The sequence below is a fragment of the Stenotrophomonas africana genome (genome assembly GCF_013004645.1).
In the GTDB taxonomy this organism is placed as follows: Bacteria; Pseudomonadota; Gammaproteobacteria; order Xanthomonadales; family Xanthomonadaceae; genus Stenotrophomonas; species Stenotrophomonas africana.
Genome location: NZ_JABEME010000010.1, coordinates 1 through 26,152, shown reverse-complemented (window position 1 = coordinate 26,152; position 26,152 = coordinate 1). Strand labels below are relative to the sequence as shown.

The window sequence follows — 26,152 nt, the reverse complement described above, 5'->3', positions numbered from 1 at the left end:
CTGCGTGCGTGTGGCGTGAAGGCTGCGCCGCTCACAGGAACCAGGCGAAGGCGAACAGCCCCAGCATCGCGATCACCACCGCCAGTTTCAGCGCCAGGCCGAGCAGGATGCCGAGCCAGGTGGCCAGGCCGACCTTGGTCGAGCGGCCCAGCTCGCGGGTGTGCCAATACTCGCCGAGCAGGGCGCCGATCAGCGGACCGGCGAACAAACCGATCGGCATGAAGAACAGGCCGACGATGCTGCCGACGAACGTACCCCATAGCGCCTTCCGGCTGGCGCCCACCCGTTGCGCGCCCACCACTGTGGCCAGCACGTCCGCCAGCAGTGAGAGCACGGTCAGTACACCCAGTGCGACCAGGGTTGGCCAGCCCACATGGACGAAGCCGTCGGCCCACGCTGCCAGCAGCAGTCCGATGAACACCAGCGGGACCCCGGGCAGGGCCGGAAGAATGATTCCGGCGATGCCGACGAGGACAAAAATGACCGCTAGCAGATATAAGATGAATGAGAGTCCCATGCTGTCCCGTATGGTGGCCGTTTTGGGGTTGACAGTGAAAGATTTTGCCAGTTGATTTTTCGTTTTGGGCGGGTTAAGTTGCAGTCGCTGAGCTTGGCAAGGTCACCGTGGATCGTGGCCTGATGAAGCAAGATCTTCCCGATCCGCTGCATCGATGCACCTCGCTTCCCCCTTGCTTGTCAGCCGCCCACCAGGCGTTTCCAACAACAAGAGAGAGTCAAAGGGAGTTAGTGAGATGGCTGATCGCGAGACCGGTACCGTAAAGTGGTTCAATGATGCGAAGGGCTTCGGCTTCATCAGCCGGCAGAATGGCGAGGACGTGTTCGTGCACTTCCGCGCCATCGAGACCCAGGGCTTCAAGAGCCTCAAGGAAGGCCAGACTGTGAGCTTCGAAGTCGTGCAGGGCCAGAAGGGTCTGCAGGCTGACAAGGTGCAGCCGGTGTAATACCCGCCGCCTGTCGGCATGAAAAAGGCCCGCGCAAGCGGGCCTTTTTCTTTGCGCATGGCCCGGTGCGGATCAGCGCAGGATGACCTTGCCGTTGACCACGCGCACGTAGGTGTTCTCGCGGATGCCGCCGAGGTCGCGCTGGTTCACCACGATGGTGCGGCCATCGTCCATGCGCACGCTGATGTCGTAGGTATCGCTGGTCACGTTCTTCTGGATCTGGTTGCCGGCCAGCGCGCCACCGACCGCGCCTGCGGCGGCGGCGATGTTCTTGTTGCCGCGGCTGCCACCGGTGTGGTCGGAGATCTCATGGCCGGCCACGGCGCCGACGATGCCGCCGAGGATGGCGCCGGTAGCGCTGGGGGCGGTACGGCCGGACTGTACGGTGCTGATGCGGGTGACGATGCCGCAGTCGGCGCAGCGGCCCTGGTTGTAGCCACCATTGTTGCCGTAGCCGCCATTGTTGTAGCCGTTGTTGTAGCCACCACCGCCGTAGCCGGGTGAGGTGGCACAGCCTGCCAGGGCGAGGGTAGCGATGGCGCTGGCGGCAATGAGCTGGATCTTCATGGGGCGTCTCCTGGCCGTGAAGGCGGGTGTCTGGGTGGTACTGCGTCATGCAGCAGGGTGGACGAATCCTCTCCTTTCGAACGTGAACGACGCGCCAACCATGCGTGCCTTGCCCGGCTGCAGGATGAATGCGGCTCAGCGGAAGTCCTGGTGGCATGCGCGGCAGTCGGCCTGCACCGTTTCCACCACCTGGGCCAGTGCCTTGCAGTCGCTGGGCGGAGACGCCAGCGCGGCGTTGAGGTTGCCGCGCAGCTGGCTGGCGTGCTGCTGGAACTGCGCGTTGTCCTTCAGCCCGGGAAAGGCCAGATCCAGATCATTGGACAGCAGGCGTACGGCCTGCAGGCGCGGCACGCTGTCGGCCAGGCTGCAGCGGTTCTGCTGCCGGGCCTGCTGCAGCAGCTCTGATTGCCGCTGCATGACCTGCATCAGGCTGTCCGGGAACGGGTCGCGGCGCGCCTGCAGGGCGCGGCCCACCATGACCGTGGCGATCAGGCCGATCAGCAGGCCCAGGCACAGCACGAACAGATAGCGGTAGGCGGTGGACGGGCGGCGGGGCGGGCTGGCGTTCATGGCGGGCTCTCCGGGCGTGCAACGGTGGGTTCGATGCCGGTGCGCTGCAGGCGCCGACGCCTGCACGTTAAAATAGCCGGATGAACGAACAGGTCAAACAACGCTTCGCCGGCATCGAACGGCTGTATGGCGTGGGTGCGCTCGAGCGCCTGCAGGGCAGCCGCGTGGCGGTGGTGGGCATGGGGGGTGTCGGCTCATGGGTGGTGGAAGCGCTGGCGCGCTCCGCGGTCGGTCACCTGACCCTGATCGATGCCGATGACATCTGCGTGTCCAATACCAACCGGCAGCTGCCGGCGATGGAAGGCAACTACGGCCGCAACAAGGGCGAGGCGATGGCCGAGCGCTGCCGCGCGATCAACCCGGACATCGAGGTTGATGCGGTGCAGGCGTTCCTGACGGTGTCCAACATGGCCGAGCTGCTGGACCGGGGCTTCGATCTGGTGATCGACGCCTGTGACAGCTTCCGGGTCAAGGTCGAGACGATTGCGTGGTGCCGCCGCCGCAAGCTGCCACTGCTGACCGTCGGCGCCGCCGGTGGGCGTACCGATCCCACCCTGGTGCGGATCCGCGATGTTTCGCGCACCGAGCACGATGCCATGCTGGCGCTGATCCGCAAAAAGCTGCGCAGCGAGTTCAATTTTCCGAAGAACGCCAAGCGCTATTTCGGCGTGCCGGCGGTGTATTCGCTGGAGAACGTGAAGTACCCGCAGGCTGATGGCAGCGTCTGTGGCATCCGCCCGAACCTCGGTGCCGACGCGGCACTGAAACTGGACTGTGGCGCAGGCCTGGGCGCGGCGACCCACATCACTGGCGCGTTCGCCTTCGCAGCGGTGGGCAAGGCATTGGAAATGCTGCTGGAGCCGAAGAAGGTGAAGGCCGAAGTGGTCGAGGATCACGCCGACGCGTGAGGGTAGTGCCGGCCGCTGGCCGGCAACTCCGGAACGATTGAAACAGCGCAGATGCCGGCCACCGGCCGGCACCTTCCGCTACATTGCCGGCAGCGCGAACAGCCGCCGCGCATTCTCCGTCGTGGCCTGGGCCACGGCGTCCAGCTCCATCCCGCGCAGCGCGGCCACATGGCGGGCGATGACCGCCAGCCGTGCCGGTTCGTTGCGCTGGCCGCGGATGCCGGCGTCGGGCTGGTCGGGCGCGTCAGTCTCCAGCAGCAGTTGTTCCAGCGGCATTTCGCGCACCAGCCGCTGCAGCCGCTGCGCGCGTTCGTAGGTCAACGGGCCGCCGAGCCCGAGCAGGAAGCCCTGCCTGTGCAGTTGCGCCGCCTGTTCCGGACTGCCGGAAAAGCTGTGCACCACGCCGCGCAGGCTGCCGACGCGACGGATCGCGGTGATCACCGCATCCACCGCACGCCGTGCATGCACGATCACCGGCAGTTCGTACTCACGGGCCAGTTCCAGCTGACCGATGAAGTACGCCTGCTGCGCCTCGGCATCCAGGCCTTCGACAAAGAAGTCCAGGCCGCATTCGCCGATCGCGCAGGGGCGTTCGCGCTCGATCCACTCGCGCAGCAGCGGCAGGTGGCCGGGCCGGTGCTCGGCCAGGAACATCGGGTGCAGGCCATAGGCCGGGTACAGTCCCGGTGCCTGCCTGCAGACCTCGCGCAGCTTCGGCCAGCTGCCCGCGGTCACCGCCGGCACCACCTGCAGCCGCACGCCAGCGGCCTGCGCGCGTGCGATCACGGCGGCGCGGTCACTGTCGAACTCGTCGGCATCGAGGTGGCAGTGGCTGTCGACCAGCAGGCTCAACGCTGTTCCAGCGGTGGTGGCGTGGCAGCGTTGCGGCGCTTCCAGTTGGCCAGCAGCAGGGTGCCGAAGCCCAATACCAGCTCATCGACGAACGGAATCGGGTCCGGGATGAACAGGGTCAGCGCGAACAGGCCGGCGGTGAGCTTGAACAGGGTGGGGTAGCGCAGCCGGCGTGCCCATTGCAGTACCGGCAGCAGCATCGGGTTGGCCATGGCGGGAATCCTCCTGGGGAATATGCAAACGCTACCACGGGCCCAGCATTTCCCGATGCTGAATGGGTTACAGCAATGAGCAGGAAATGTGGAGATTCCGTTCAGGCAGCGCATGCTGCAATCTGGCCCGAGAACGTTGCGGATGGTCCGCAAGGAGCAGGTCATGAAAAGCACAACTACAACTGTCCTGGTCGCAGCGGGCGCGCTGCTGGTCGGTGGCATCGCCACCGCCGCCTTCATGAAGAGTGGCGGCACGTCGCCCGATTCCATCAGCGCCGGAACCCCCAATGGCGAATCGCGCCTCGTTGACGGCAATGCCGCTGACGACGGCGCACGTGGTGACAAGCTGGACCCCTCCGCGCCGCGCGGGCTTGAATATGCCGATGTTCTGAAGGTCGACCCGATCACCGAGAAGCAGAAGGCCTACGCCACCGTGATCGGCACCGATGCGGTGCGTGAGACGTCCACCACCCAGACCCCTCATGAAGTCTGCCAGGACGTGACGGTGCAGGAGCGCCTGCCGGAACGTGACGGCAACGTCGGCGGCACCGTGGTCGGTGCCGTGGTGGGTGGCCTGCTGGGCAACCAGGTCGGCGGCGGCAACGGCAAGAAAGCCGCGACCGCAGCCGGTGCCGTGGCGGGTGGCTTCATCGGCAACCAGATCGACAAGCGCCATGTGGGTGGCCGCGTGGTCAACCGCACCGAGCGCCAGTGCCACACCGAGACCGCGACCTCGGAGTCGAGCCGCGTCACCGGCTACAACGTGACCTATCGCAACGAGGACGGCACCACCGGCACCATGCGCATGGCCAGCAAGCCGGGCAACCGCATTGCCATGGGTACCAACGACGTGGTGAAGGGTTACAACGTGACCTACCGCTACGACGGCGCCGAGAAGACCGTGCGCATGGACAACAAGCCGGCCAGCGATCGCCTGCCGGTGGTCGATGGCCAGCTGGTCACGCAGACCGCCGCTGCCGGTACCACCGCGGCCGCCACGCGCCAGTAATCCCGACGCAGCATGCAGTACCCGACGGGCCGGCTCATGCCGGCCCGTTTCGTTGCAGCCGGCAAAATTCATCCGCGCGGGGCGCGAATCCACCATCATGGATGCTCCTTTCGACACGGAGCCGGCATGAGCATCTTCGACCTGCGCATTGAAACCGAACGCCTGATCCTGCGCCCGCTGCTGCGCGAGGACTACGAGCCGTATCTGGCGTTCTGCGCTGACGAGGAAACGATGCGCACCCTCGGTGGCGTGCAGCCGCCGTCGGTGGCCTGGCGTGGCTTCTGCAGCCTGGCTGGCGCCTGGCAGCTGTTCGGCTTCTCGATGTTCAGCGTGATCGAGAAATCCAGCGGCGAATGGATCGGGCGGATGGGCCCGTGGCAGCCGCAGGACTGGCCCGGTACCGAAGTGGGCTGGGGCATCCGTCATGCCAGCTGGGGCAGGGGCTATGCGCCGGAGGCGGCGGTCGCCGCGATCGACTGGGCATTTGACACGCTCGGATGGGACGAGGTGATCCACACCATCGCCGAGAACAACGACAACTCGCGGGCGGTCGCGCGCAAGCTCGGCAGCACGATGCTGCGCATGGGGGAGTTGCCAGCGCCGTACAACGACAAGCCGATGCAGATCTGGGGCCAGTCGCGCGCGCAGTGGCGACAGCGCCGTTCGCCGTTGTAGAGCCGAGCCCGCCATGCTGCACCCGCGCTTGGCATTCACAGACGCGCTTGCCAGACTGCACGCAGCCGGCCGCCGGCCGGATGTGATGGAGCAGGCAATGGTGGAAGAGCGCGTCCCGCTGACGGTGCATGGCATGTCGGTCTCGGGCAATTGCCACAAGGTCCGCCTGCTGCTGGAGCAGCTCGGCAGCCGTTACCGCTGGGTGGAAGTGGACAGCGCCCACGGCCAGACCCATACCCCCGAATTCCTGGCGCTCAACCCGAATGCCAAGGTGCCGCTCATCGTCCGCGACGATGGCCGCGTGTTGACCGAATCCAACGCGATCCTGTTCTGGCTGGCCGAAGGCACGCCGTACCTGCCCACCGATGGCTGGGAGCGCGCGCAGGCGTTGAGCTGGATGTTCTTCGAGCAGTACACGCACGAGCCGTGCGTGGCAGTGGCGCGCTTCATCCGCGGCTGGACCGCACCCGATTCGCCGCGCCGCGCCGAACTGCCGCGCCTGCATGAACGCGCCGCCACCGCGCTGGCGGTGATGGAGCAGCACCTGCGCCAGGCGCAGTGGTTCACCGGCATCGGATACGGCATTGCCGATATCGCCCTGTTTGCCTATACCGATGTGGCGGGCGAGGGCGGCATCAGCCTGCAGCCGTTCCCGGAAGTTCGCGCCTGGCTGCAGCGCGTGCGTGAGCAGCCGCGCTTCCTGCCGATGCCGGCAGTGACCGCCGAAGTGCGCTCGCGTTTCGAGGCCGCGTGATTCTCACCAGGGTGACCCCCACAGGGTAGCGCCGGGCCATGCCCGGCGGAATGCAACAACGACACGGAGGGTGTTCGATGTTCGCTGTGGTTCCAGATCCGATTCCCGCACGCATGCGCGCGCTCAACCGCGCCGAGGTATGCGACGTCAACTTCCTCGATGCGGTGCGTGGCTGGCGCGGCACCCCGCGATCGCGCCCGGCACCGGACGCGCCGATCCTGCCGGGCAGCACGCTCACCGCCGCTGCTTTCGGTGAACTGTTCGAGTCGCAGCTGGCCAGCCGCCAGCTGGACCTGATGGCACGCGTGCTGCGCGTGCAGAACAAGGTCTTCTACACCATCGGTTCCTCCGGCCACGAAGGCAACGCGCTGCTGGCGCGGGCCTGCCGGCATACCGATCCAGCGTTCCTGCACTATCGCTCCGGTGCTTTCATGGCCGAGCGTTCGCGCCAGGTGCCGGGCATCGATCCGCTGCGCGATGCCGCACTGTCCTTCGCCGCCAGCGCGGATGATCCGGCCAGTGGTGGCCGCCACAAGGTGTGGGGCAGCAAGCCATTGTGGGTGCTGCCGCAGACCTCGACGATTGCTTCGCACCTGCCGAAGGCGCTGGGCACCGCGCTGGCCATCGAGAGTGGCAAGCGGCTGGGGCAGGTGCTGCCGATTCCCGCCGACAGCATCGTGCTGTGCTCGTTCGGGGATGCCTCGGCCAACCATGCCACCGCGCAGACCGCGTTCAATACCGCGATGTGGTCGGCCTACCAGAAGCTGCCGGCGCCGGTCCTGTTCGTCTGCGAGGACAACGGGCTGGGCATTTCGGTGAAGACGCCGGAAGGCTGGATTGCCGAGCGCTTCGGCCGCCAGCCGGGGCTCGACTATTTCTTCGCCGATGGGCTGGACCTGGCCACCGGGCACGCCCAGGTGCAGGCCGCGGTGGACCACTGCCGGCGCACGCGGCGGCCGACCTTCCTGCATCTGCGTACCACGCGCCTGATGGGCCACGCCGGCACCGACTTTGAAGTGGAATGGCGCGCGCTGCCGGAGCTGTGCGCGGCCGAGGCGCAGGATCCGCTGCTGCGCTCGGCGCAGATCGCGATGGAATCGGGCTGGATGGATGCGGCTGCCATCGAAGTGGCCTACGAAACGATGCGCGCGCGCTGCATGGCGGCGGCTGCCGACGCCGAAGGCCGCCCGACGCTGCAGTCGCTGCAGGAAGTGATGGCGCCGCTGGCGCCGTACACGCCAACGGCGGTGCAGGCCGAAGCACGCCGCGAGGTGTCCGCCGAGACGCGCGAAGCTCTGTATGGCGGTGCGGAGACCCTGCCCGAGCGACAGGCACCACGGCACCTTGCCATCCAGATCAACCACGGCCTGCAGGAGCTGCTGGCGAAGTATCCGCAGAGCCTGCTGTTCGGCGAGGACGTCGCGCAGAAGGGCGGTGTCTACACCGTCACCAAGGATCTGCTGCGCCGCTTCGGCCCACGCCGGGTGTTCAACACCCTGTTGGACGAAACCATGATCCTGGGCATGGCGCAGGGCCTGGCCAACATGGGCATGCTGCCGATTCCCGAGATCCAGTACCTGGCCTACCTGCACAACGCCATCGACCAGCTGCGCGGCGAAGCGTGTTCGCTGCAGTTCTTCTCCAATGACCAGTACCGCAACCCGATGCTGGTGCGGGTGGCCGGGCTGGGGTACCAGAAGGGCTTCGGCGGCCACTTCCACAACGATAATTCGATCACGGCGCTGCGCGACATTCCCGGCCTGGTGGTCGGTTGCCCGTCGCGTGGCGACGATGCGGTGATGATGCTGCGCACACTGGCGGCGCTGGCCCGGGTGGATGGACGTGTGGCGGTGTTCCTGGAGCCGATCGCGCTGTACATGAGCAAGGACCTGCATGAGCCGGGCGATGGCCAGTGGCTGTTCGACTACCCGGCCCAGGGCCAGGCGCTGGTACCGGGCGAGGGGCGGGTCTATGCGCCGGAGGCAGGCGACCTGGTGGTCTACACCTATGGCAACGGCGTGCCGATGGCGCTGCGCGCGGCGCGGGCGATCGAGCAGCAGCTGGGCTGGCAGGTGCGGGTGGTCGACCTGCGCTGGCTGGTGCCACTGGATGCAGGTTTCATCGCCAGCCAGGCGGCCAGTGCACGGCGGGTGCTGGTGCTGGACGAGGGTCGCCACAGTGGCGGGGTGGGCGAGGGCGTGGTGACCGCACTGGTCGAGGCCGGTTTCAGCCATCTGCCGCTGCGCCGGGTCTGCGGTGCCGATACCTATACCCCGCTGGCGGGGGCAGCAATGTTCGGGCTTCCAAGCGACAATGCGGTGATTGGCGCCGCCCTTGAACTGGCGCAGGAACCTTGATGCATGTGTGGATTGGCGGGAATGTTGTTGCCGGCGCCTGTGGCGTCGGCCGAGGTGCTGCAGGCGCAGGTCCTGGCCATGGGCGAGGCGCTGCACCACCGCGGGCCGGATGATGGCGGCAGCTGGGTCGATGCCGGGGCAGGCATCGCGCTGGCGCACCGCCGGCTGAGCATTCTCGACCTGTCGCCGCTGGGCCACCAGCCGATGGCCTCGTACGATGGTCGCTACGTGATGGCCTACAACGGCGAGGTCTACAACTTCGCCGCCCTGCGTGCCGAACTGGAGCCGCTGGGGCACACCTTCCGTGGCCACTCCGATACCGAGGTGCTGCTGGCAGCGATCCTGCAATGGGGCATCGAGGACACCCTGCAGCGCTGCAACGGCATGTTTGCCATCGCGCTGTGGGACCGCCAGGAGCAGTGCCTGTGGCTGGCCCGTGACCGCGTCGGCAAGAAGCCGCTGTACTACGGCTGGGCCGGTAACACTCTGGTGTTCGGTTCCGAGCTGAAGGCGCTGTGGCAGCACCCGGCCTTCGACAACGACATCGACCGCGACGCACTGACCCTGTTGCTGCGGTTGGACTACATTCCGGCCCCGCACAGCATCCACCAGCGCTGCTACAAGCTGATGCCGGGCCGCGTGCTGCGACTGGATGCCGAAGCCGTAGCGGCGGGCGCATCGGCGCACCGCCCTGAACAGGCGCAGCGCCCCTACTGGGATGCGCGTGCACGCATGCAGGCGGCGTTGGCCGCGCCGTTCCAAGGCCGCATCGAGGAAGCCGAGGAGCAGCTGGACGGGCTGCTGCGGGACGCGGTGGCGCTGCGCATGGTGGCCGACGTGCCGGTGGGCGTGTTCCTGTCAGGCGGCACCGATTCGTCGCTGGTGGCCGCGCTGATGCAGGCACAGAGCGGACAGCCGGTGCACAGCTTCAGTATCGGCTTCACCGGTTCGGGCCACGACGAGGCGCCGTTGGCCAGGGAACTGGCTGCGCATCTGGGCTGTGACCACACCGAACTCTACGTCAGCGGTGCCGATGCATTGGCGGTGGTGCCGCAGTTGCCGGCGATGTTCGACGAACCCTTTGCCGATGCCTCGCAGGTGCCGACCGCACTGGTCGCCCGCCTGGCGCGGCAGGGCGTGACCGTCGCGCTGTCCGGCGATGGTGGCGACGAGCTGTTCTTCGGCTATACCCGCTATGTGCGCGCGCTGCGCAACTGGCAGATGCTGGGCCGTGTGCCGGGGCCGCTGCGGCGCTGGATGGGCGCACGCTCCCAGCAGCAGGGCGAGGCCTCGCGTACCGGCGGCCTGGCCGCGCTGTTGGCCGAGTCCGGCGCGCGTGGCATCGGCGACGTGTACCGCAACCGCATCTCGCGCTGGCGCGACCCGGCGGCGGCAGTGCCCGGGGCGCAGGCCGCGGGCTGCTTCTATGACCTGGCCGACCCGTTGCACGGTGCCGGCACACCGGCCGACGCGATGATGCTGGCCGATTACGTGACCTACCTGCCGGATGACCTGTTGTGCAAGGTCGACCGCACCTCGATGGCGGTCAGCCTGGAAGCACGTGCGCCGCTGCTGGATTCACGCGTGGCCGAGTTCGCCTGGTCGCTGCCGCTGGGCTTCAAGCGCAGTGAAACCACCAGCAAGGTGCTGCTCAAGCGCGTGCTGGGCCGTTATGTGCCGCAGTCGATGGTGCACCGGCCCAAGCGTGGCTTCGGCGCGCCGGTCAGTGACTGGCTGAAGGGAGACCTGCGGCCATGGGCTGAAGACCTGCTGCAGCCGGCGCGGCTGGAGCGGGAGGGCGTGCTGTCGGCGGCTGCGGTACAGCCGCTGTGGCAGCAGTTCCTCGGCGGCCAGCGCAAGTGGCATACCCATCTGTGGAACGTGCTGATGTTCCAGGCCTGGCAGGCACATTGGCGGCAGGTGCGTGCGGGCGTGACGGGCGGCTGATCTTCACCGGTCTGCACGGGCCCGGCGACTAGGCTGGGTCTCCCGCACCATGAGGAGAATGTCCCGATGTCCGTCCCCACCATCGCCGTGTTCGTCGGCAGCCTGCGCAAGGAGTCCTGCAACCGCAGGCTGGCCCATGCGCTGGAGAAGATCGCCGGCGACCGTGCACGCTTCCAGTACGTGCAGATCGGTGATCTGCCGCTGTACGACCAGGATTTCGATGGCCAGTACCCGCCGCAGGGCACCCGGCTGAAGGATCAGGTGCGCGCTGCCGACGCGGTGCTGTTTGTGACCCCCGAATACAACCGGTCGGTGCCGGGCGTGCTGAAGAACGCCATCGATATCGGCTCGCGCCCGTATGGCGACAGTGCGTTTGCCGGCAAGCCTGCGGCGGTGATCGGCGCCTCCATCGGCCAGATCGGCACCGCCGTGGCCCAGCAGCACCTGCGCAACAGCCTGGCCTTCCTGGACATGCACGTGCTCGGCCAGCCCGAGGCGTTCATTCATTTCAAGGACGGCCTGATCGATGCCGACGGTACGGTCCACAACGAAGGCACGCAGAAGTTCCTGCAGGGCTATGTGGACCGCTTCCTGGCGCTGATCGCGGTTCACGTCAAGGGCGATTGACGCCAGCGGTTGCCACCCCCATCTGCGATAATGCTCGCTCGGGTGCCGCAACGGCGCCCGTCGCAGGCAGTGCGACGCCCCCACGCCAATCTGGCCAGCCACCGGCGGATATACCCCGTTTCTCCACGGCTTATCCACAGGCTTGTCCATGGCCGCCGGGGTCGGCGCATGCCTACACTCGTCCGGCCCACTTTTGCAGGAAACACCGCAGCATGTCCGCTCGCCCCGGCTTCCGTTCCAACCGCAGAGAGCGCGGTGATGGCTTTGATCGCGATCGCGACGAGTCGCGCATCGACCAGTTGCGGGTACCGCCACATTCGGTGGAAGCCGAGCAGGCGGTGCTGGGTGGCCTGATGCTGGCCCCGGAGGCCTACGACCGGGTCAACGACCAGCTGACCGAAGGCGATTTCTATCGTCGCGACCATCAGATGATCTATCGCGCGATCCGCGAGCTGTCCGAGCGCGAGCGGCCGTTCGATGCGGTGACCCTGGGCGAGTGGTTCGAATCGCAGGGCAAGATGGAACTGGTGGGCGATGGTGCCTATCTGATCGAGCTGGCCAGTACCACGCCGTCGGCAGCCAACATCGTGGCCTACGCCGAGATCGTGCGTGACAAGGCAGTGCTGCGGCAGCTGATCCAGGTGGGCACCGACATCGTCAACGATGGTTTCCAGCCCGAGGGCCGTGAGAGCAGCGAGCTGCTGGCATCGGCGGAGAAGAGCGTGTTCGCCATCGCCGAACAGGGCGCACGCGGCCGTACCGATTTCGTGGCGATGCCCGGTGCTCTGAAGGATGCCTTCGAAGAGCTGCGCAGCCGCTTCGAGAACGGCGGCAACATCACCGGCCTGCCGACCGGCTACAACGATTTCGATGCGATGACCTCCGGCCTGCAGCCGACCGACCTGATCATCCTTGCCGCGCGCCCGGCCATGGGCAAGACCACCTTCGCACTGAACATCGCCGAGTACGCGGCGATCAAGTCGAAGAAGGGCGTGGCGGTGTTCTCGATGGAAATGTCGGCATCGCAGCTGGCGATGCGCCTGATTTCCTCCAACGGCCGCATCAACGCGCAGCGCCTGCGTACCGGCCAGCTGGAAGACGAGGACTGGAGCCGCGTCACCAGCGCGATCAAGATGCTGAAGGAAACCAAGATCTTCATCGACGACACGCCCGGCGTGTCGCCGGAAGTGCTGCGTTCCAAGTGCCGCCGGCTCAAGCGCGAACATGACCTGGGCCTGGTCGTGATCGACTACCTGCAGCTGATGAGCGTGCCGGGCAACAGCGAGAACCGCGCGACCGAAATCTCGGAGATCTCGCGTTCGCTGAAGGGCCTGGCCAAGGAACTGCACGTGCCGGTGATCGCGCTGTCGCAGCTCAACCGCTCGCTGGAAACACGTACCGACAAGCGTCCGGTGATGGCCGACCTTCGCGAATCGGGCGCAATCGAGCAGGACGCGGACATGATCGTCTTCATCTACCGCGATGATTACTACAACAAGGAAAATTCGCCGGACAAGGGCCTGGCCGAGATCATCATCGGCAAGCACCGTGGTGGCCCGACCGGCTCGTGCAAGCTGAAGTTCTTCGGCGAATACACCCGCTTCGACAACCTGGCCCACGATTCGGTCGGTTCATTCGAATAACCGTAGTGCCGGCCGCTGGCCGGCAACCGCCCCACGGCCGGCAAACCATTCAAAACGCCAATCTTCCGTATGTGGCGTGTAAATGACATGTAACGCGACGCTTCTACGATTCCGCCGCTGCTGCCCTTCGACGCCGCCCTTCGGCGTCCAGCGTGCCCGAGGAATCCGCCCCCATGCCGTCCCACGCTCCGCTCCGCCGCAATCTGCTGGCCCTGCTGGTCTGTGCTTCGCTGCCGTCGCTGGCTGTCGCTGAAACCGCCCCCGCCATCGACACACCGTCGGCCACCACGCTCGATTCGATCTCGGTGATCGGCCGCGGCGAAGCCCGCCAGGTGCAGCGCGTGACCGCCGAGGACATGAAGATCCTGCCGCCGGGTGCCAACCCGCTGAAGCTGCTGGCGACCAAGCCGGGCGTGCATTTCGAATCGGCCGACGCCACCGGTGCCTACGAATGGTCCACCACCATCAGCCTGCGTGGCTTCAACCAGAACCGCCTGGGCTACACCCTTGATGGCATCCCGCTGGGCAACATGGCCTACGGCAACAGCAACGGCCTGCACATCAGCCGCGCGGTGATCAGCGAGAACCTGGGCGGTGCGGAGGTCTCCACCGGCATTGGCGCGCTGGGTACGCCGTCCACCAGCAACCTTGGCGGCGTGTTCCAGTTCTACTCGATCGATCCGTCCACTGAATACGGCGTGGTTCTGGCACAGGGCTTCGGCAGCGACAACGCGCGCCGCAGCTATGCGCGCCTCGACACCGGCGACCACCAGGGCTTTGCGGCCTACCTGTCCGGCGCGTACTCGGAAGGTGACAAGTGGAAGGGCAAGGGCTCGCAGGAGCTGAAGCAGTTCAACGGCAAGGCCACCTACAACTTCGGAACGGACAGCAGGATCACCGCGCTGTTCAACGGCTCGCGCCGCGTCGAGGCCGATTACCAGGACCTGTCGCTGGAGATGATCGATCGCCTCGGCTGGGACTGGGACAACTACGCGCCGGACTGGGATCGCGCGGTTGCCGCGGCACGCGGAAAGTACACGGGTGGCGTCAACAGCCCGTGGGATGCGTACTACTCCGGCCACGGCCTGCGCAACGATGACCTGTCCAGCATCGCCGGCGATTTCGGCCTGAACGATTCGATGCGGTTGAAGGTGAATGTCTACAACCACAGCAACCGCGGCCAGGGTCACTGGTTCAGCCCGTCCAATCCATCCAACCCGGGCACCAGCCGCGAGATCCCGATCTCGATCCGCACCACCGAGTATGCGATCGACCGCACCGGCGTGACCTCGGCGTTCACCTGGAACGTCGGTGGCCACGAACTGGAAGCCGGCCTCTGGTACGAGGACAACGGCCACAGCGTGCAGCGCAACTTCTACTACATCGACGGCCCGATCACCGACGACTTCTTCCTGCGCAACCCGGACCAGCGCGTGTGGCACCAGCGCTACACCACCATCACCCGCCAGTTCTACGTGCAGGACCGCTTCCGCCTGTTCGATGACCGCCTGACCATCGACATCGGCGCCAAGTCGCCGCACACCCGCACCCGCGTGCGCACGCCGCTGGGCAGCTATGCCAACAACAGCAGCCTGACCTCGAAGAAGGGCCTGCTGCCGCAGGCCGGCTTCAACTTCAAGCTCAACGAAGGCAACGAGATCTTCGGTTCGTTCGCCAAGAACGTGGCCGCGTACGCGCTGGGCGTGGGCAGCCCGTTCAACGTGCCGCAGGCCGCGTTCGACGCCAGCGCGCAGAGCCTGAAGCCGGAACAGTCGCGCACCATCGAACTGGGCTGGCGCGGCTATGGCCAGGGCTATGAAGCCTCGGTGGCGGTGTACGACGTCAAGTTCGACAACCGCCTGCTGGCCATCGCGCAGTGCGTGGGCATCCTCGGTTGCCCGGCGCTGTTCTCCAACGTGGGTTCGGTGACCAGCCGCGGCGCCGAGGCGACCCTGCAGCTGAAGCCGATGCAGGACCTGACCTGGTCCAACGCACTGTCGTGGAATGACAGCACCTACGACAACGACTACGTGAACAACGGTGTGGTGCCGACCCGCGGCAAGACGACCGTCGACACCCCGGAATGGATGTTCGCCAGCACCCTGGCCTGGACGCCGGGCCCGTGGGACCTGCGCCTGGCCGCCAACCATGTCGGCAAGCGTTACGTGACCTATACCAACGATGTGTCGGTGCCGAGCTACTGGCTGGTCAACGCCTCGGTGGCCTATGACTTCGGCAAGCTCGGCCCGGCGCAGAACCTGACCGTGGCGCTGAACCTGACCAACCTGACCGACAAGCGCTACCTGTCCTCGATCAACACCAACGGCACCTACGCCGCCGATCCGACCCGCAGTCTGGCGACCATGCAGGTCGGCGCGCCGCGGCAGGTGATGGCCACCGCTACCGTGCACTTCTGATGCGCGGGCCTGTGGATCCGGCAAGCCGTCGTCGCCTGCTGCGCATGGCGTGGCAAGGCACGGGGGCGGCGATCGCACTGGCGGCGATGCCGGGGCTGGCCACGGCCGGCCCGCGGCCGCGGCTTGGCCGTGATCCGTTCACCCTCGGTGTCGCTGCCGGTGATCCGGATCCGCAGGGTGCGGTGTTGTGGACGCGACTGGCGCCGGACCCGCTCAATGGCGGCGGCATGCCGTCGCGGGCAGTACCGGTGCGCTGGTTCGTGGCCGAAGACCCCGGCATGCGTCGGCTGGTGCAACGGGGTGTCGCTGCCGCTGTGCCCGAGTTGGCCCATTCGGTGCACGTGGAGGTCAATGGCCTGCGCCCAGGCCGCGATTACTACTACCGTTTTGCCTGCGACGGTGACGAGGAAAGCGCGGTCGGCCATTTCCGTACCGCGCCGCTGCTGGACACGCAGCTGCAGCAGCTGCGGCTGGCCCTGTGCACCTGCCAGGCCTGGAACAGCGGCTACTACCCGGTGCTGCGCGACATCGCGCAGAGTGACGTCGACCTGGTGCTGCATGCCGGCGACTACCTGTACGAATACAGCCCGCTGCAGAACGCGCGCGACAGCACGCTGGATGCGGCGCGCTTCAGTGGCGAGACGGTGAGCCTGGAGCGCTACCGCGACCAGTACGCGCTGTACAAGCTCGATCCCGACCTGCAGGCCGCGCACGCCGCACACGCGTTCGCAGTGATCTGGGACGACCACGAGGTGCAGAACGATTACTCCGGCATCCATCCTGAGAAGCCCGGCGTCTCGGCCGAAGACTTCATCGTGCGGCGCGCGGCGGCCTACCGTGCGTTCTACGAACATCTGCCGATGCGCAGCACGCCTGCTGGCAATGGCGGCCTGCGTGTACACCGGCGGCTGCGCTATGGCGATCTGGCGCAGCTGACGCTGCTGGACTGCCGCCAGTTCCGCCCGGCCAATCCCTGTGGTGTAGGCGAGTCACCGCGCTGCGAAGCGGCCCTGGATCCGCGCAAGAGCATGCTCGGTACGGGCCAGGAGGCGTGGTTCGCGCAGTCGATGGCCGCCGCGCAGGGCACGCGCTGGAACGTGGTGGTGCAGCAGCTGCTGATGGCGCAGCTGCGGCTGGACGGTGGCACGCCACGCGAGCGCTTCTGGAACGATGCCTGGGATGGCTATCCCGCCGCACGCAACCGGCTGCTGCAGGCCTTGCAGGCGGGCGGGCGGGGCAATGCCATCGTGCTCGGCGGTGACTGGCATTCCACTTTCGTCAACGACCTGAAGCTGGATTTCGACGCGGCCCGCGCGCCGATCGTGGCCACCGAATTCATCGCCCCGGCGATCAGCAGTGGCGGCGACGACACACCGTACGGCCCGTACTACGGTCCGTCGATTCCGCAGAATCCGCATATCCGCTACTTCGACGGCGACCGCCGCGGCTGGTGGAAGCTGCAGCTGAACCGGCAGGCCGTGGATGCCGAACTGCGCTTCGCCGACAGCGTGCTGCGCGCGGATGCCGCAGTGCGCACCGCGGCGCGCTTCCAGGTGGCCCATGGCCGCCCGGGCGCGGTGCAGCTCTTGTAGAGCCGAGCCCACGCTCGGCTGCTCTCTGCCTCCGGTGGTCGCGGACCGTTGGTCGGCGCATTCCCATGAGCAGCCGAGCGTGGGCTCGGCTCTACAACAGCGCTGGATCGGTTTCATCGCCCCCAGCCCGGTTTCGTCGCAAACCGTTTGTCGGCGGCGGGACGGGGCGCCAAGGTGTCCGCAGGCGGCAGGGTGCCGCCACAAGGAGACCGTGATGAAGACCCTGTTCGCGCTCGGTGTGTGGTGCCTGCTGTTCGTGCTGTGCTGGCCGCTGGCGATCCTCGCCCTGATCGCCTGGCCGTTCGTGTGGCTGCTGAGCCTGCCGTTCCGTCTGGTCGGCATCACCTTCTCGGCGCTGTTTGCCTTCCTGCGTGCGCTGTTCATGCTGCCGGCACGGTTGCTCGGCGGCGGGCCGGTTGCCGCATGAGGGTCATGCTGTTGACCGCTCTGGCACTGATCGCTGCGCCCGTCGTGGCTTCACCTCCAGCACCGCCATCGGTGTGGCTGGAGCGCCAGCAGACCGCTGCGGCTGACGAGGCGAATGCTGCAGCGGTTTCTGTGCCGAAAGTCAAGGAGCGCTGCAAGGTGGTGAAGGAATGGAAGATTGGTGAGGCCGTAGTGCAACACCGCATCTGCGACGATCCGCCGAAGAAGCCGGCTGCCAAGGTGTAGAGCCGAGCGTGGGCTTGGCTCTAAACGAAAATGGGCAACGAAAAACCCCGCCGAGGCGGGGTTTTTCGTTTGCAGGCGCGTGCCGACCAGCGGTCGGCACCTACCCGGATGCAGATCAGTTCGCCTTGTGGATGGCGCGCTTGCTGACTGCCATCGCCGCGTCGTGGATCACTTCCGACAGCGACGGGTGGGCGTGGCAGATGCGGGCCAGGTCATCGGCCGAGCCACTGAACTCCATGGTCAGCACGCCTTCGTGCACCAGTTCGGAGACGTTGGCGCCGACCAGGTGCATGCCGAGGATGCGATCGGTTTCGGCATGGGCCAGGATCTTCACGAAGCCTGCCGGTTCGATCATCGCCACGGCACGGCCGTTGGCGGCGAACGGGAAGCTGCCGGCCTTGTACGGAATGCCTTCGGCCTTCAGCTGGGCTTCGGTCTTGCCGACCCATGCCAGTTCCGGCTCGGTATAGATGACCCACGGAATGGTGTCGAAATTGACGTGGCCCGGCAGGCCGGCGATCAGCTCAGCCACCGCGATGCCTTCCTCGAAGCCCTTGTGCGCCAGCATCGGGCCGCGCACGCAGTCGCCGACCGCCCACACGCCATTGACGCCGGTGTGGCAGTGCGCGTCGACTTCAATCTGGCCACGCTCGTTGATCTTGACGCCGGTGCCTTCCGCCAGCAGGCCCTTGGTGGCGGCGCGACGGCCGACTGCCACCAGCAGCTTGTCCACGGTCAGGGCCTTTTCGCCTTCGCTGTCGGTGTAGGTGACAACGACTTCCTTCTTCTTGCCCTTGCCGGTGATCTCGGTCTTGGAGACCTTGGCACCGAGGCGGATGTCCAGGCCCTGCTTCTTGAATTCCTTGGCTGCGGTCTTGGCCACTTCGGCGTCGGCCACGGCCAGGAACTCCGGCAGTGCTTCCAGGATGGTGACTTCAGCGCCCAGGCGCTTCCACACGCTGCCCAGTTCCAGGCCAATCACGCCGGCGCCGATCACCGCCAGGCGGTTCGGCACTTCGGTGAAGTCCAGGCCGCCGACGTTGTCGACGATGGTCTCGCCGTCGAACTTGGCGAACGGCAGTTCGATCGAGTCCGAACCGGCCGCAATGATGACGTTGGTACCCTTCAGCTCGACGATGGAACCGTCATGCTGGGTGACCTTGACCACGTTGCCCGGCTGCAGTTCGCCGAAGCCGTAGTAGGCGGCGACCTTGTTGGCCTTGAACAGCATGCCGATGCCGCCGGTGAACTGCTTGACGATCTTGTCCTTGCGGCCAATCATCGCCTCGACGTCGATCTTGGCATCCTTGAAGCTGATGCCGTGGTCGCCAAAGATGTGGCCCATGTTCCAGAACTGGCGCGAGGAATCCAGCAGCGCCTTGGACGGGATGCAGCCCACGCGCAGGCAGGTGCCGCCGAGGGCCGGCTTGCCGTCCTTGCCCAGCGCTGCGTCGATGCAGGCGGTCTTCAGGCCCAGCTGGGCCGCGCGGATGGCAGCGTGGTAACCGGCCGGGCCGGCACCGATGACGACGACGTCGAATTGTTCAGCCATTGAATTATTCCTTGATGCATTACCAGAACCCCTCCGCGCAGGCGCGGAGGGGCGGGAGGTTTCTTACAGGCCGAACAGCATGCGGCCCGGGTTTTCCAGCTGGTTCTTGATGTCCACCAGGAACTGCACCGAGTCCTTGCCGTCGATGATGCGGTGGTCGTACGACAGCGCCAGGTACATCATCGGCGCGATCACGACCTGGCCGTTCTGGGCGATCGGACGCTCCTTGATGGCGTGCATGCCCAGGATGGCGCTCTGCGGCGGGTTGATGATCGGGGTCGACAGCAGCGAACCGAAGGTGCCGCCGTTGGTCACGGTGAAGGTGCCGCCCTGCAGTTCTTCCAGGCTCAGCTTGCCGTCACGGGCCTTCTTGGCGTAGTCGGCGATGGTCTTCTCGATGTCGGCGAACGACATGCGCTCGACGTTGCGCAGCACCGGCGTGACCAGGCCCTTCTCGGTCGAGACGGCGATCGAGATGTCCGAGTAGCCGTGGTAGATGATGTCGTCGCCGTCGATCGAGGCGTTGACCAGCGGGAAGCGCTGCAGCGCGTTGGCAGCGGCCTTCACGAAGAAGCTCATGAAGCCCAGCTTGATGCCGTGTGCCTTGACGAACTCGTCCTGCAGCTCCTTGCGCGCAGCCGAGACCTTGGACAGGTCGACTTCGTTGAAGGTGGTCAGCATGGCGGTGGAGTTCTTCGACTCCATCAGGCGCTCGGCGATGCGCTTGCGGATGCGGGTCATCGGCACGCGTTCTTCCGGGCGTGCGCCACCGGCCTTGCCGGCGCCGCCGTTGCGGGCGAAGTTGACGATGTCTTCCTTGGTCACCGCGCCGCGACGGCCGGTGCCGTCGACGTCGGCCGGGTTCACGCCTTCGGTGATGGCGGTGAAGCGGGCGCCCGGCGGCAGGGTGTCGGCGGCCGACTTGGCAGCCGGAGCCGGAGCGGCGGCAGCGGCCGGAGCAGCGGCGGCCGGTGCGGCTTCAGCCTTCTTCTCTTCAGCGGCCGGGGCCGGGGCGGCAGCCACGGCGCCTTCTTCGATGATCGCCACGACCTGGCTGGAGGTCACGGTATCGCCTTCCTTGAACTTGATCTCCTTGAGCACGCCGTCGACCGGCGACGGCACTTCCAGGACGACCTTGTCGGTTTCCAGGTCAAGCAGGTTTTCGTCGCGCTTGACGGCGTCGCCCACCTTCTTGTGCCAGGTGGCGATGGTGCCGTCGGCGACGGATTCGGGCAGTACCGGGGCTTTGACTTCGGTGGCCATTGCGGGAGCTTCCTGGTTTGTCTTCTAAATAGGGGGAGGATTATTCAGCGAACGTGTCGTTGAACGGGTTGACCAGTGCGTCGGCGACCAGCTGCTGCTGTTCGCGGACGTGGTCAGCCATGTGACCGGCAGCCGGCGAAGCCGAGCGTGCGCGACCGGCGTAGTGCAGGTTCTGGCCATCGGCCAGGCAGAACTGCAGATGGTGGCGGATCTGGTACCACGCTCCCTGGTTCTGCGGTTCTTCCTGCGTCCACACCACGTCGGTGGCCTTGCCGTACTTCTTCAGTTCGGCAGCCAGCAGCGCACGCGGGAACGGATACAGCTGCTCCACGCGGATGATCGCCACGTCGTCCTGGCCACGCTTGGTCTGGTCTTCCAGCAGGTCGTAGTAGACCTTGCCCGAGCACAGCACCACGCGCTTGACCTTCTTGGCGTCCGCATTGGCGTCGCCGATCAGGTGCTGGAACTCGCCGTTGGCCAGCTCGTCCAGGGTCGACACGGCCAGCTTGTGGCGCAGCAGCGACTTCGGCGACATCACCACCAGCGGCTTGCGGGTGGTCAGGTGCTGCTGGCGACGCAGCATGTGGAAGGCCTGCGCCGGGGTCGACGGCACCACCACCAGCATGTTCTCCAGTGCGCACAGCTGCAGGAAGCGCTCCAGGCGCGCCGAGCTGTGTTCCGGGCCCTGACCTTCATAGCCATGCGGCAGCAGCAGGGTCAGGCCGGAGATGCGGCCCCACTTGGCTTCGCCGGCGGCGATGAACTGGTCGATGACGACCTGGGCACCGTTGGCGAAGTCGCCGAACTGGCCTTCCCAGATGCACAGCGTGTTCGGATCGGTGGTGGAGAAGCCGTACTCATAGGCCATCACCGCTTCTTCGCTCAGCAGCGAATCGATGACGGTGGCCTTCTCCGGCGAATCCACCAGCTGCCGCAGCGGCATGTAGTAGTTGTCGGTCTTCTGGTCGTGCAGGATCGCGTGGCGGTGCGTGAACGTACCGCGGCCCACGTCCTGGCCGACCAGACGCAGTGCATTGCCTTCGTCGAGCAGGGTGGCGTAGGCCAGGTTCTCGGCAAAGCCCCAGTCGCCCGGGATCTCGCCGGCGGCCATCTTGCGGCGGTCGTCGTAGACCTTGGCCACGCGCGAGTGCAGCTGCACTTCTTCCGGGATGGTGTTGATCAGTTTGGCCAGCTCGACCAGCCTGTTCTTCTCCACCTTGGTCGAGACCGGGTCGGACAGCTTGCCTTCCAGCAGCTTCGGCCAATCGACGAACAGCGGGCTGGTCGGCGGAGTCTTCTCGACCTTGGCCAGCTCGGTGGTCACTTCACCGGCGTCCAGCTTCTCGCGGTAGGCATCGACCATCGCCTTGCCGGCACCGGCGGCAATCACGCCCGCCTTTTCCAGCTGCTCGGCGTACATTTCGCGGGTGGTGGCATGCTTGCGGATCACCTGGTACATCAGCGGCTGGGTGATCGCCGGCTCGTCGGCCTCGTTGTGGCCCCAACGGCGGTAGCACATCAGGTCGATGACCACGTCCTTGGCGAACTTCTGGCGGAACTCGAAGGCCAGCTGCGCGGCGAACACCACCGCTTCCGGATCATCGCCGTTCACGTGCAGCACCGGGGCGGCGATCATCTTCGCCACGTCGGTGGCATAGCGCGTGGAACGCGTATCAAGCGGGTTGGAGGTGGTGAAGCCGACCTGGTTGTTGACCACGATGTGCACGGTGCCGCCGACGGCAAAGCCGCGGGCCTGCGACATCTGGAACAGTTCCATGACCACGCCCTGGCCGGAGAAGGCCGCGTCGCCGTGGATCAGGATGGGCATGACCTGCTTGCGTGCGGTGTCCTTGCGGCGCTCCTGGCGCGAACGCACGGAACCGGCCACGACCGGGTCGGCGATTTCCAGGTGCGACGGGTTGAACGCCAGCGCCAGGTGCACCGGGCCGCCATCGGTGGCGACGTCGGCGGAGAAGCCCATGTGGTACTTCACGTCACCGGCCGAGGCGTGTTCGTCGTGCTCGAACTTGCCTTCGAACTCGTCGAACAGCTTGCGCGGGTTCTTGCCCAGGGTGTTGACCAGCACGTTCAGGCGGCCGCGGTGGGCCATGCCGATCACCACGTCCTTGACGCCATCCTTGCCGGCGCTGCGGATGATGGTGTCCATCATCGGGATCAGCGAGTCGCCGCCTTCCAGCGAGAAGCGCTTCTGGCCGACGTACTTGGTGTGCAGGTAGCGCTCCAGGCCTTCGGCCGCGGTCAGGCGCTCCAGGGTGCGACGCTGGGTGTCAGCGTCCAGCTGGTAGTTGCCACCGGCCGCTTCCAGCTTCTTGTAGATCCACTGGCGCTGTTCGACCTCGGAGATGTGCATGAACTCCGCACCGATCGAGCCGGTGTAGGTCGCCTTCAGGCGCGCCAGCAGGTCGCGCAGCTTCATGCGCGGCTGGCCGCCGACGCCGCCGGTGCTGAACTCGCTGTTGAGGTCGGCATCGGACAGGCTGTGGAACGGCAGGCCCAGGTCCGGGGTGTTGACCGGTGCGGCCAGGCCCAGCGGATCGAGGCGGGCGTCCAGGTGGCCGCGCGAACGGTAGGCGGTGATCAGACGACCGACATTGCGCTCGCGCTCGTCGCCTGCACCGTTACCGGTACCGGCCTTCAGCGCATCCTTGGCCGCGTCCGCAATGTGGGAGATGACGGCCGAGTGCGGAATGTCACCTGCTTCACGGCCCTTGAAGCCGTCGAAGTAGGTTTTCCATTTGGGATCGACACTATCCGGGGAGACCAGGTACTGCTCGTACAGGTCCTCGACATAGGAGGCGTTGCCGCCGGCGAGTTGCGAAGATTGCGCAAACTGCTTCAGTTGATTGTCCACGATGGAGGGTGTTGATTCGCTTTGTGGGGTATGGCTTCAGAAGGACCCGGCAGGAAGATGAATAGCCCTGCGCGGGCGCGTTCAAACAGCCAAATTGTACCCCCAACCGGACACGAAGGGGCACCACCAGAGGTATCCCGCGTCCCCCGGTGCCGCTTCCAGACAGGTTGAGCCGGCTGTGCGCGCTCAGATGCCGAGCGCGCGCAGTTCGCTGCAATCGCGCGAACGGTCCCAGACGCGCTGCAATTGCTGCTCGAACGGCTGCGAACGTGCCGGCAGCGCGATGCCGGCCTCGCCGTCAAGCCGATGCCCGATCAGACGAAAGTAGAAGTCGCCCGCATCGTTGAGCAGGCAGGCCGAGGCCAGCGCACGGTCGACCGGGTCGCTGACCTCGCGGAACTGGATCACACTGGGCAGGCGCTGGGCCAGCGCCAGCAGTGGTGCCCCGGCAGACGCGATCGCAGCGGCATCGTGCACGATCACCCGCAGCTGCTTGTCGTGGCGGGCGGTGACGAAGCGGCGCAGTGCCGCCTGTACCGGGGGCGCGTCGAGCAGCCCCGGGTCCAGCTGGCGGCTGTGCAGCCACAGCTGGCGACGGGCGCGGTGGATGATGGCCGTAGTGATGGCCACCGCCTCGGCGCGGCTGTCGATGGCGCTCGCGGCGCTCAGCCGGCGGCGCATCTGCTGGTGGCCGATGCCGGCCTCCTCGAACACCTCGCCTTCGGGCAGGAAGCCTTGGCGGGCATAGAAATCGCGGGCGGGCAGCTGGGCGTGCAGGTGCAGTTCGGCCAGGCCGAGGCGGCGCCCGGCCTCGACCAGTGCCTCCAGCAGGGCCTCGCCAACCCCGCGGCTGCGATGGCTGGCCAGCACCGCCATGCGGCCGATGCGGCCATCCGGGGCCAGCCGGCCGGTGCCGACCGGTTGGCCGTCGGCATCCAGCGCCAGCACATGGGCGCTGACCGGGTCCAGCGCATCGCGTTCCAGCTCGGCGGCGATGCCCTGTTCCTGCACGAACACGCGTTGGCGCACGTCGTGGATGGCGACGTGGGCGTTGGCGTGGCTGACCTGCTGGACCCGGATCATGGCAAGGCTCAGGCGCGACCGTCGTCGCTGTCGTCTTCGTCGTGATCCTCGAAGTTGACGATGACCTCGATGCCGTCGTCGTGCACGGTCACGGTGTGGACATCGTCGGACACCGCGTCGGCGTCGATCGCGTCGACACGGTCGCGGCCTTCGACGACCTCGCCGAGCACCACGGCGTCTTCGCCGTCATCCTCATCTTCAGCGTCATACACCTCATTCGGATCGATCAGCTGGAACACGCCACCGACCAGCAGCTGCTGGACCACCGCGCGGCCCTTGTCGGACAGGCCACGGTAGGCGGTGGCATCGAGTTGTTCGGCGCCGGCCAGACGCTGGGCGTCCTTAACCGGCAGCGCGAAGTCCTGGCCGCTGACGTACAGGCTGGCGCCGCGCTTGGCCCGGCGCCAGGCCAGGCGTGCCCACGGGTGGCGCTGCAGCAGCAGGCCCGAGGCCAGGGCCTGGACCACTTCCTCCGGGGCCGGCGCGGCCTGGTGGGCCATCACTTCGCCCGCTGCACGGTAGGTGGTGATGAAACGGCCGAACCAGTCGCCCAGCTTGTCCGGGTCGTTCATGCGGATGGCGTTGAGCGCGGTGATCACGCGTGCCATCGCCACCGTGTCGATTTCGTTCGGATCGGCCGGCACCTTCAGCTCGGCATCCTGGTAGCGGATGTTCTCGTCGGCATCGGCAATCAGGGTGTCCAGGTAATCGCTGATCAACTCGGCCGAGGACGGCGCGCGCATGCCGAACGAGAAGGTCAGGCACGGATCTTCGGCCACGCCGTGGTGCGGCACGTTCGGCGGCAGGTACAGCATGTCGCCCGGCGCCAGCACCCAGTCGTGGGTCGGCTTGAACACCTTCAGCAGCTTCAGCTCCACGTCCGGGCGGAAGCCCAGCGGCGGCTGCTTGCCCTTGATCGATTCGCTGGCATCGATCTGCCAGCGGCGGTGGCCGTGGGCCTGCAGCAGGAACACGTCGTACTGGTCGACATGGGCGCCGACCGAGCCGCCGGTAGCGGCGAAGCTGATCATCACATCATCCATGCGCCAGCGCGGCAGGAAGCTGAAGTGCTCGATCAGGGCGCGCACATCCGGGTCCCACTTGTCCACGTCCTGCACCAGCAGGGTCCAGTCGTGGTCGGGCAGGGCGGGGAACACGTCTTCCTGGAACGGGCCGGTGCGCACGCGCCAGCCGTCCTGGGTCTTGTCGTGCTCGATCAGGCGCGCAAGCACGCCTTCCTCGCAGGCCAGCCCGGCCAGATCTTCCGGCTGCACCGGGGTCTGGAAGTTGGGGAAGGCGTTGCGGATCAGCAGCGGGCGCTTCTGCCAGAAATCGCGCAGGAAGGTGGCCGGCGCCATGCCCAGCGGCTGGCCGGGACGGGCGGTGACTTCGATCAGGGGGGCGGAGGACTTGCGGGCGGCCATGGGGGAATCCTTGCAGCGGAAAGCGGGAGGGGCGGCGCGGCGGGCCGCCAAGGGTTCCATTGTCCGCCGTTCGTGGGGATTGCGCACGTGCGCGGGTTTGTCGCGGGGTGTCCGGCCAACGGCGGAGCCCCTCGTGGCGGGCTCCTGGTAGGGTCGACTGTTAGTCGACCGGCTTCATGGGCTGGGCCGGGCGG

General features: G+C 66.7%; 23 protein-coding genes. 13 read left to right on the top strand and 10 right to left on the bottom strand.

All coding sequences use genetic code 11. The features are described 5' to 3' along the window. Window positions 1–31: 31 nt before the first annotated feature. Window positions 32–517 (bottom strand): DUF456 domain-containing protein, encoded by a 486-nt coding sequence (locus HLA98_RS16410; RefSeq protein WP_057500669.1) that lies wholly within the window; start codon window positions 515–517, stop codon window positions 32–34. Window positions 518–752: 235 nt separating this feature from the next. Here HLA98_RS16410 and HLA98_RS16405 point away from each other — a divergent pair, with 235 nt between their 5' ends. Next, window positions 753–962 (top strand): cold-shock protein, encoded by a 210-nt coding sequence (locus HLA98_RS16405; protein ID WP_010486802.1) that lies wholly within the window; start codon window positions 753–755, stop codon window positions 960–962. A gap of 72 nt (window positions 963–1,034) precedes the next feature. On the opposite strand, the gene HLA98_RS16400 is transcribed toward HLA98_RS16405, so the two are convergent. Both HLA98_RS16400 and HLA98_RS16395 read right to left on the bottom strand, forming a co-directional pair. Continuing rightward, the gene (locus HLA98_RS16400; protein ID WP_049449195.1) at window positions 1,035–1,529 is read right to left on the bottom strand and encodes a glycine zipper 2TM domain-containing protein; all 495 of its coding nucleotides are present in this window, start codon (window positions 1,527–1,529) and stop codon (window positions 1,035–1,037) included. A 135-nt stretch (window positions 1,530–1,664) separates the two neighbouring features. Continuing rightward, complete coding sequence (locus HLA98_RS16395) at window positions 1,665–2,099, bottom strand: cytochrome c (protein WP_057500668.1); 435 nt, start codon at window positions 2,097–2,099, stop codon at window positions 1,665–1,667. Between the two features lie 80 nt (window positions 2,100–2,179). Between HLA98_RS16395 and HLA98_RS16390 the strand changes: the two genes are divergently transcribed. Next, a complete protein-coding gene (locus HLA98_RS16390; RefSeq protein ID WP_057500667.1) occupies window positions 2,180–3,007 on the top strand; it encodes a tRNA threonylcarbamoyladenosine dehydratase in 828 nt (275 codons plus the stop codon). 78 nt (window positions 3,008–3,085) lie between these two features. Here the strand turns inward: HLA98_RS16390 and HLA98_RS16385 are convergent, their stop codons facing one another. Together HLA98_RS16385 and HLA98_RS16380 are read right to left on the bottom strand one after the other, a co-directional pair. Next, the gene (locus HLA98_RS16385) at window positions 3,086–3,859 is read right to left on the bottom strand and encodes a TatD family hydrolase (protein ID WP_057500666.1); all 774 of its coding nucleotides are present in this window, start codon (window positions 3,857–3,859) and stop codon (window positions 3,086–3,088) included. Beyond that, on the bottom strand, window positions 3,856–4,071 hold the full coding sequence (locus HLA98_RS16380) for a DUF6116 family protein (RefSeq protein WP_049449187.1): 216 nt from the start codon (window positions 4,069–4,071) through the stop codon (window positions 3,856–3,858). The genes HLA98_RS16385 and HLA98_RS16380 overlap by 4 nt, the downstream gene beginning before the upstream one ends. Before the next feature lie 163 nt (window positions 4,072–4,234). Here HLA98_RS16380 and HLA98_RS16375 point away from each other — a divergent pair, with 163 nt between their 5' ends. The 11 genes from HLA98_RS16375 to HLA98_RS16325 all read left to right on the top strand — a co-directional run bounded on the left by HLA98_RS16375 (window position 4,235) and on the right by HLA98_RS16325 (window position 17,764). Beyond that, a complete protein-coding gene (locus tag HLA98_RS16375; protein WP_057500679.1) occupies window positions 4,235–5,080 on the top strand; it encodes a glycine zipper 2TM domain-containing protein in 846 nt (281 codons plus the stop codon). Between the two features lie 126 nt (window positions 5,081–5,206). Next, on the top strand, window positions 5,207–5,755 hold the full coding sequence (locus HLA98_RS16370) for a GNAT family N-acetyltransferase (RefSeq protein ID WP_057500665.1): 549 nt from the start codon (window positions 5,207–5,209) through the stop codon (window positions 5,753–5,755). A 97-nt stretch (window positions 5,756–5,852) separates the two neighbouring features. Next, window positions 5,853–6,509 carry a glutathione S-transferase family protein gene (locus tag HLA98_RS16365; protein WP_057500664.1) on the top strand — a complete coding sequence of 219 codons (657 nt, stop codon included), beginning with the start codon at window positions 5,853–5,855 and terminating at the stop codon, window positions 6,507–6,509. 77 nt (window positions 6,510–6,586) lie between these two features. Further along, window positions 6,587–8,866 (top strand): transketolase C-terminal domain-containing protein, encoded by a 2,280-nt coding sequence (locus HLA98_RS16360; protein ID WP_057500663.1) that lies wholly within the window; start codon window positions 6,587–6,589, stop codon window positions 8,864–8,866. Window positions 8,867–8,869: 3 nt separating this feature from the next. Further along, window positions 8,870–10,813, top strand: a complete 1,944-nt coding sequence (asnB, locus tag HLA98_RS16355; protein WP_057500662.1) for an asparagine synthase (glutamine-hydrolyzing) — start codon at window positions 8,870–8,872, stop codon at window positions 10,811–10,813. A 66-nt stretch (window positions 10,814–10,879) separates the two neighbouring features. After that, complete coding sequence (locus HLA98_RS16350) at window positions 10,880–11,440, top strand: NADPH-dependent FMN reductase (protein WP_053443285.1); 561 nt, start codon at window positions 10,880–10,882, stop codon at window positions 11,438–11,440. 212 nt (window positions 11,441–11,652) lie between these two features. Then, window positions 11,653–13,083, top strand: coding sequence for a replicative DNA helicase (locus HLA98_RS16345; protein ID WP_010486827.1), 1,431 nt, complete (start codon window positions 11,653–11,655; stop codon window positions 13,081–13,083). A gap of 173 nt (window positions 13,084–13,256) precedes the next feature. Beyond that, window positions 13,257–15,500, top strand: coding sequence for a TonB-dependent receptor family protein (locus tag HLA98_RS16340; RefSeq protein ID WP_057500661.1), 2,244 nt, complete (start codon window positions 13,257–13,259; stop codon window positions 15,498–15,500). Next, window positions 15,500–17,092 (top strand): alkaline phosphatase D family protein, encoded by a 1,593-nt coding sequence (locus HLA98_RS16335; RefSeq protein ID WP_057500660.1) that lies wholly within the window; start codon window positions 15,500–15,502, stop codon window positions 17,090–17,092. Before HLA98_RS16340 ends, HLA98_RS16335 begins: the two co-directional genes overlap by 1 nt. Window positions 17,093–17,306: 214 nt before the next feature. After that, complete coding sequence (locus HLA98_RS16330; protein ID WP_005410275.1) at window positions 17,307–17,519, top strand: hypothetical protein; 213 nt, start codon at window positions 17,307–17,309, stop codon at window positions 17,517–17,519. A 5-nt stretch (window positions 17,520–17,524) separates the two neighbouring features. Further along, complete coding sequence (locus tag HLA98_RS16325; RefSeq protein ID WP_232015502.1) at window positions 17,525–17,764, top strand: hypothetical protein; 240 nt, start codon at window positions 17,525–17,527, stop codon at window positions 17,762–17,764. A 115-nt stretch (window positions 17,765–17,879) separates the two neighbouring features. Here HLA98_RS16325 and lpdA read toward each other — a convergent pair whose 3' ends face one another. The 5 genes from lpdA to HLA98_RS16300 all read right to left on the bottom strand — a co-directional run bounded on the left by lpdA (window position 17,880) and on the right by HLA98_RS16300 (window position 25,958). Next, the gene (gene lpdA, locus HLA98_RS16320; RefSeq protein WP_057500658.1) at window positions 17,880–19,316 is read right to left on the bottom strand and encodes a dihydrolipoyl dehydrogenase; all 1,437 of its coding nucleotides are present in this window, start codon (window positions 19,314–19,316) and stop codon (window positions 17,880–17,882) included. Window positions 19,317–19,379: 63 nt separating this feature from the next. Further along, window positions 19,380–20,579, bottom strand: coding sequence for a dihydrolipoyllysine-residue succinyltransferase (sucB, locus tag HLA98_RS16315; RefSeq protein ID WP_049449173.1), 1,200 nt, complete (start codon window positions 20,577–20,579; stop codon window positions 19,380–19,382). Window positions 20,580–20,619: 40 nt separating this feature from the next. Continuing rightward, window positions 20,620–23,451 (bottom strand): 2-oxoglutarate dehydrogenase E1 component, encoded by a 2,832-nt coding sequence (locus tag HLA98_RS16310; protein ID WP_057500657.1) that lies wholly within the window; start codon window positions 23,449–23,451, stop codon window positions 20,620–20,622. Between the two features lie 186 nt (window positions 23,452–23,637). After that, the gene (locus HLA98_RS16305) at window positions 23,638–24,534 is read right to left on the bottom strand and encodes a GNAT family N-acetyltransferase (protein ID WP_057500656.1); all 897 of its coding nucleotides are present in this window, start codon (window positions 24,532–24,534) and stop codon (window positions 23,638–23,640) included. Window positions 24,535–24,542: 8 nt separating this feature from the next. Continuing rightward, window positions 24,543–25,958 carry a ribosomal protein uL16 3-hydroxylase gene (locus HLA98_RS16300; protein WP_057500655.1) on the bottom strand — a complete coding sequence of 472 codons (1,416 nt, stop codon included), beginning with the start codon at window positions 25,956–25,958 and terminating at the stop codon, window positions 24,543–24,545. Window positions 25,959–26,152: the final 194 nt, after the last annotated feature.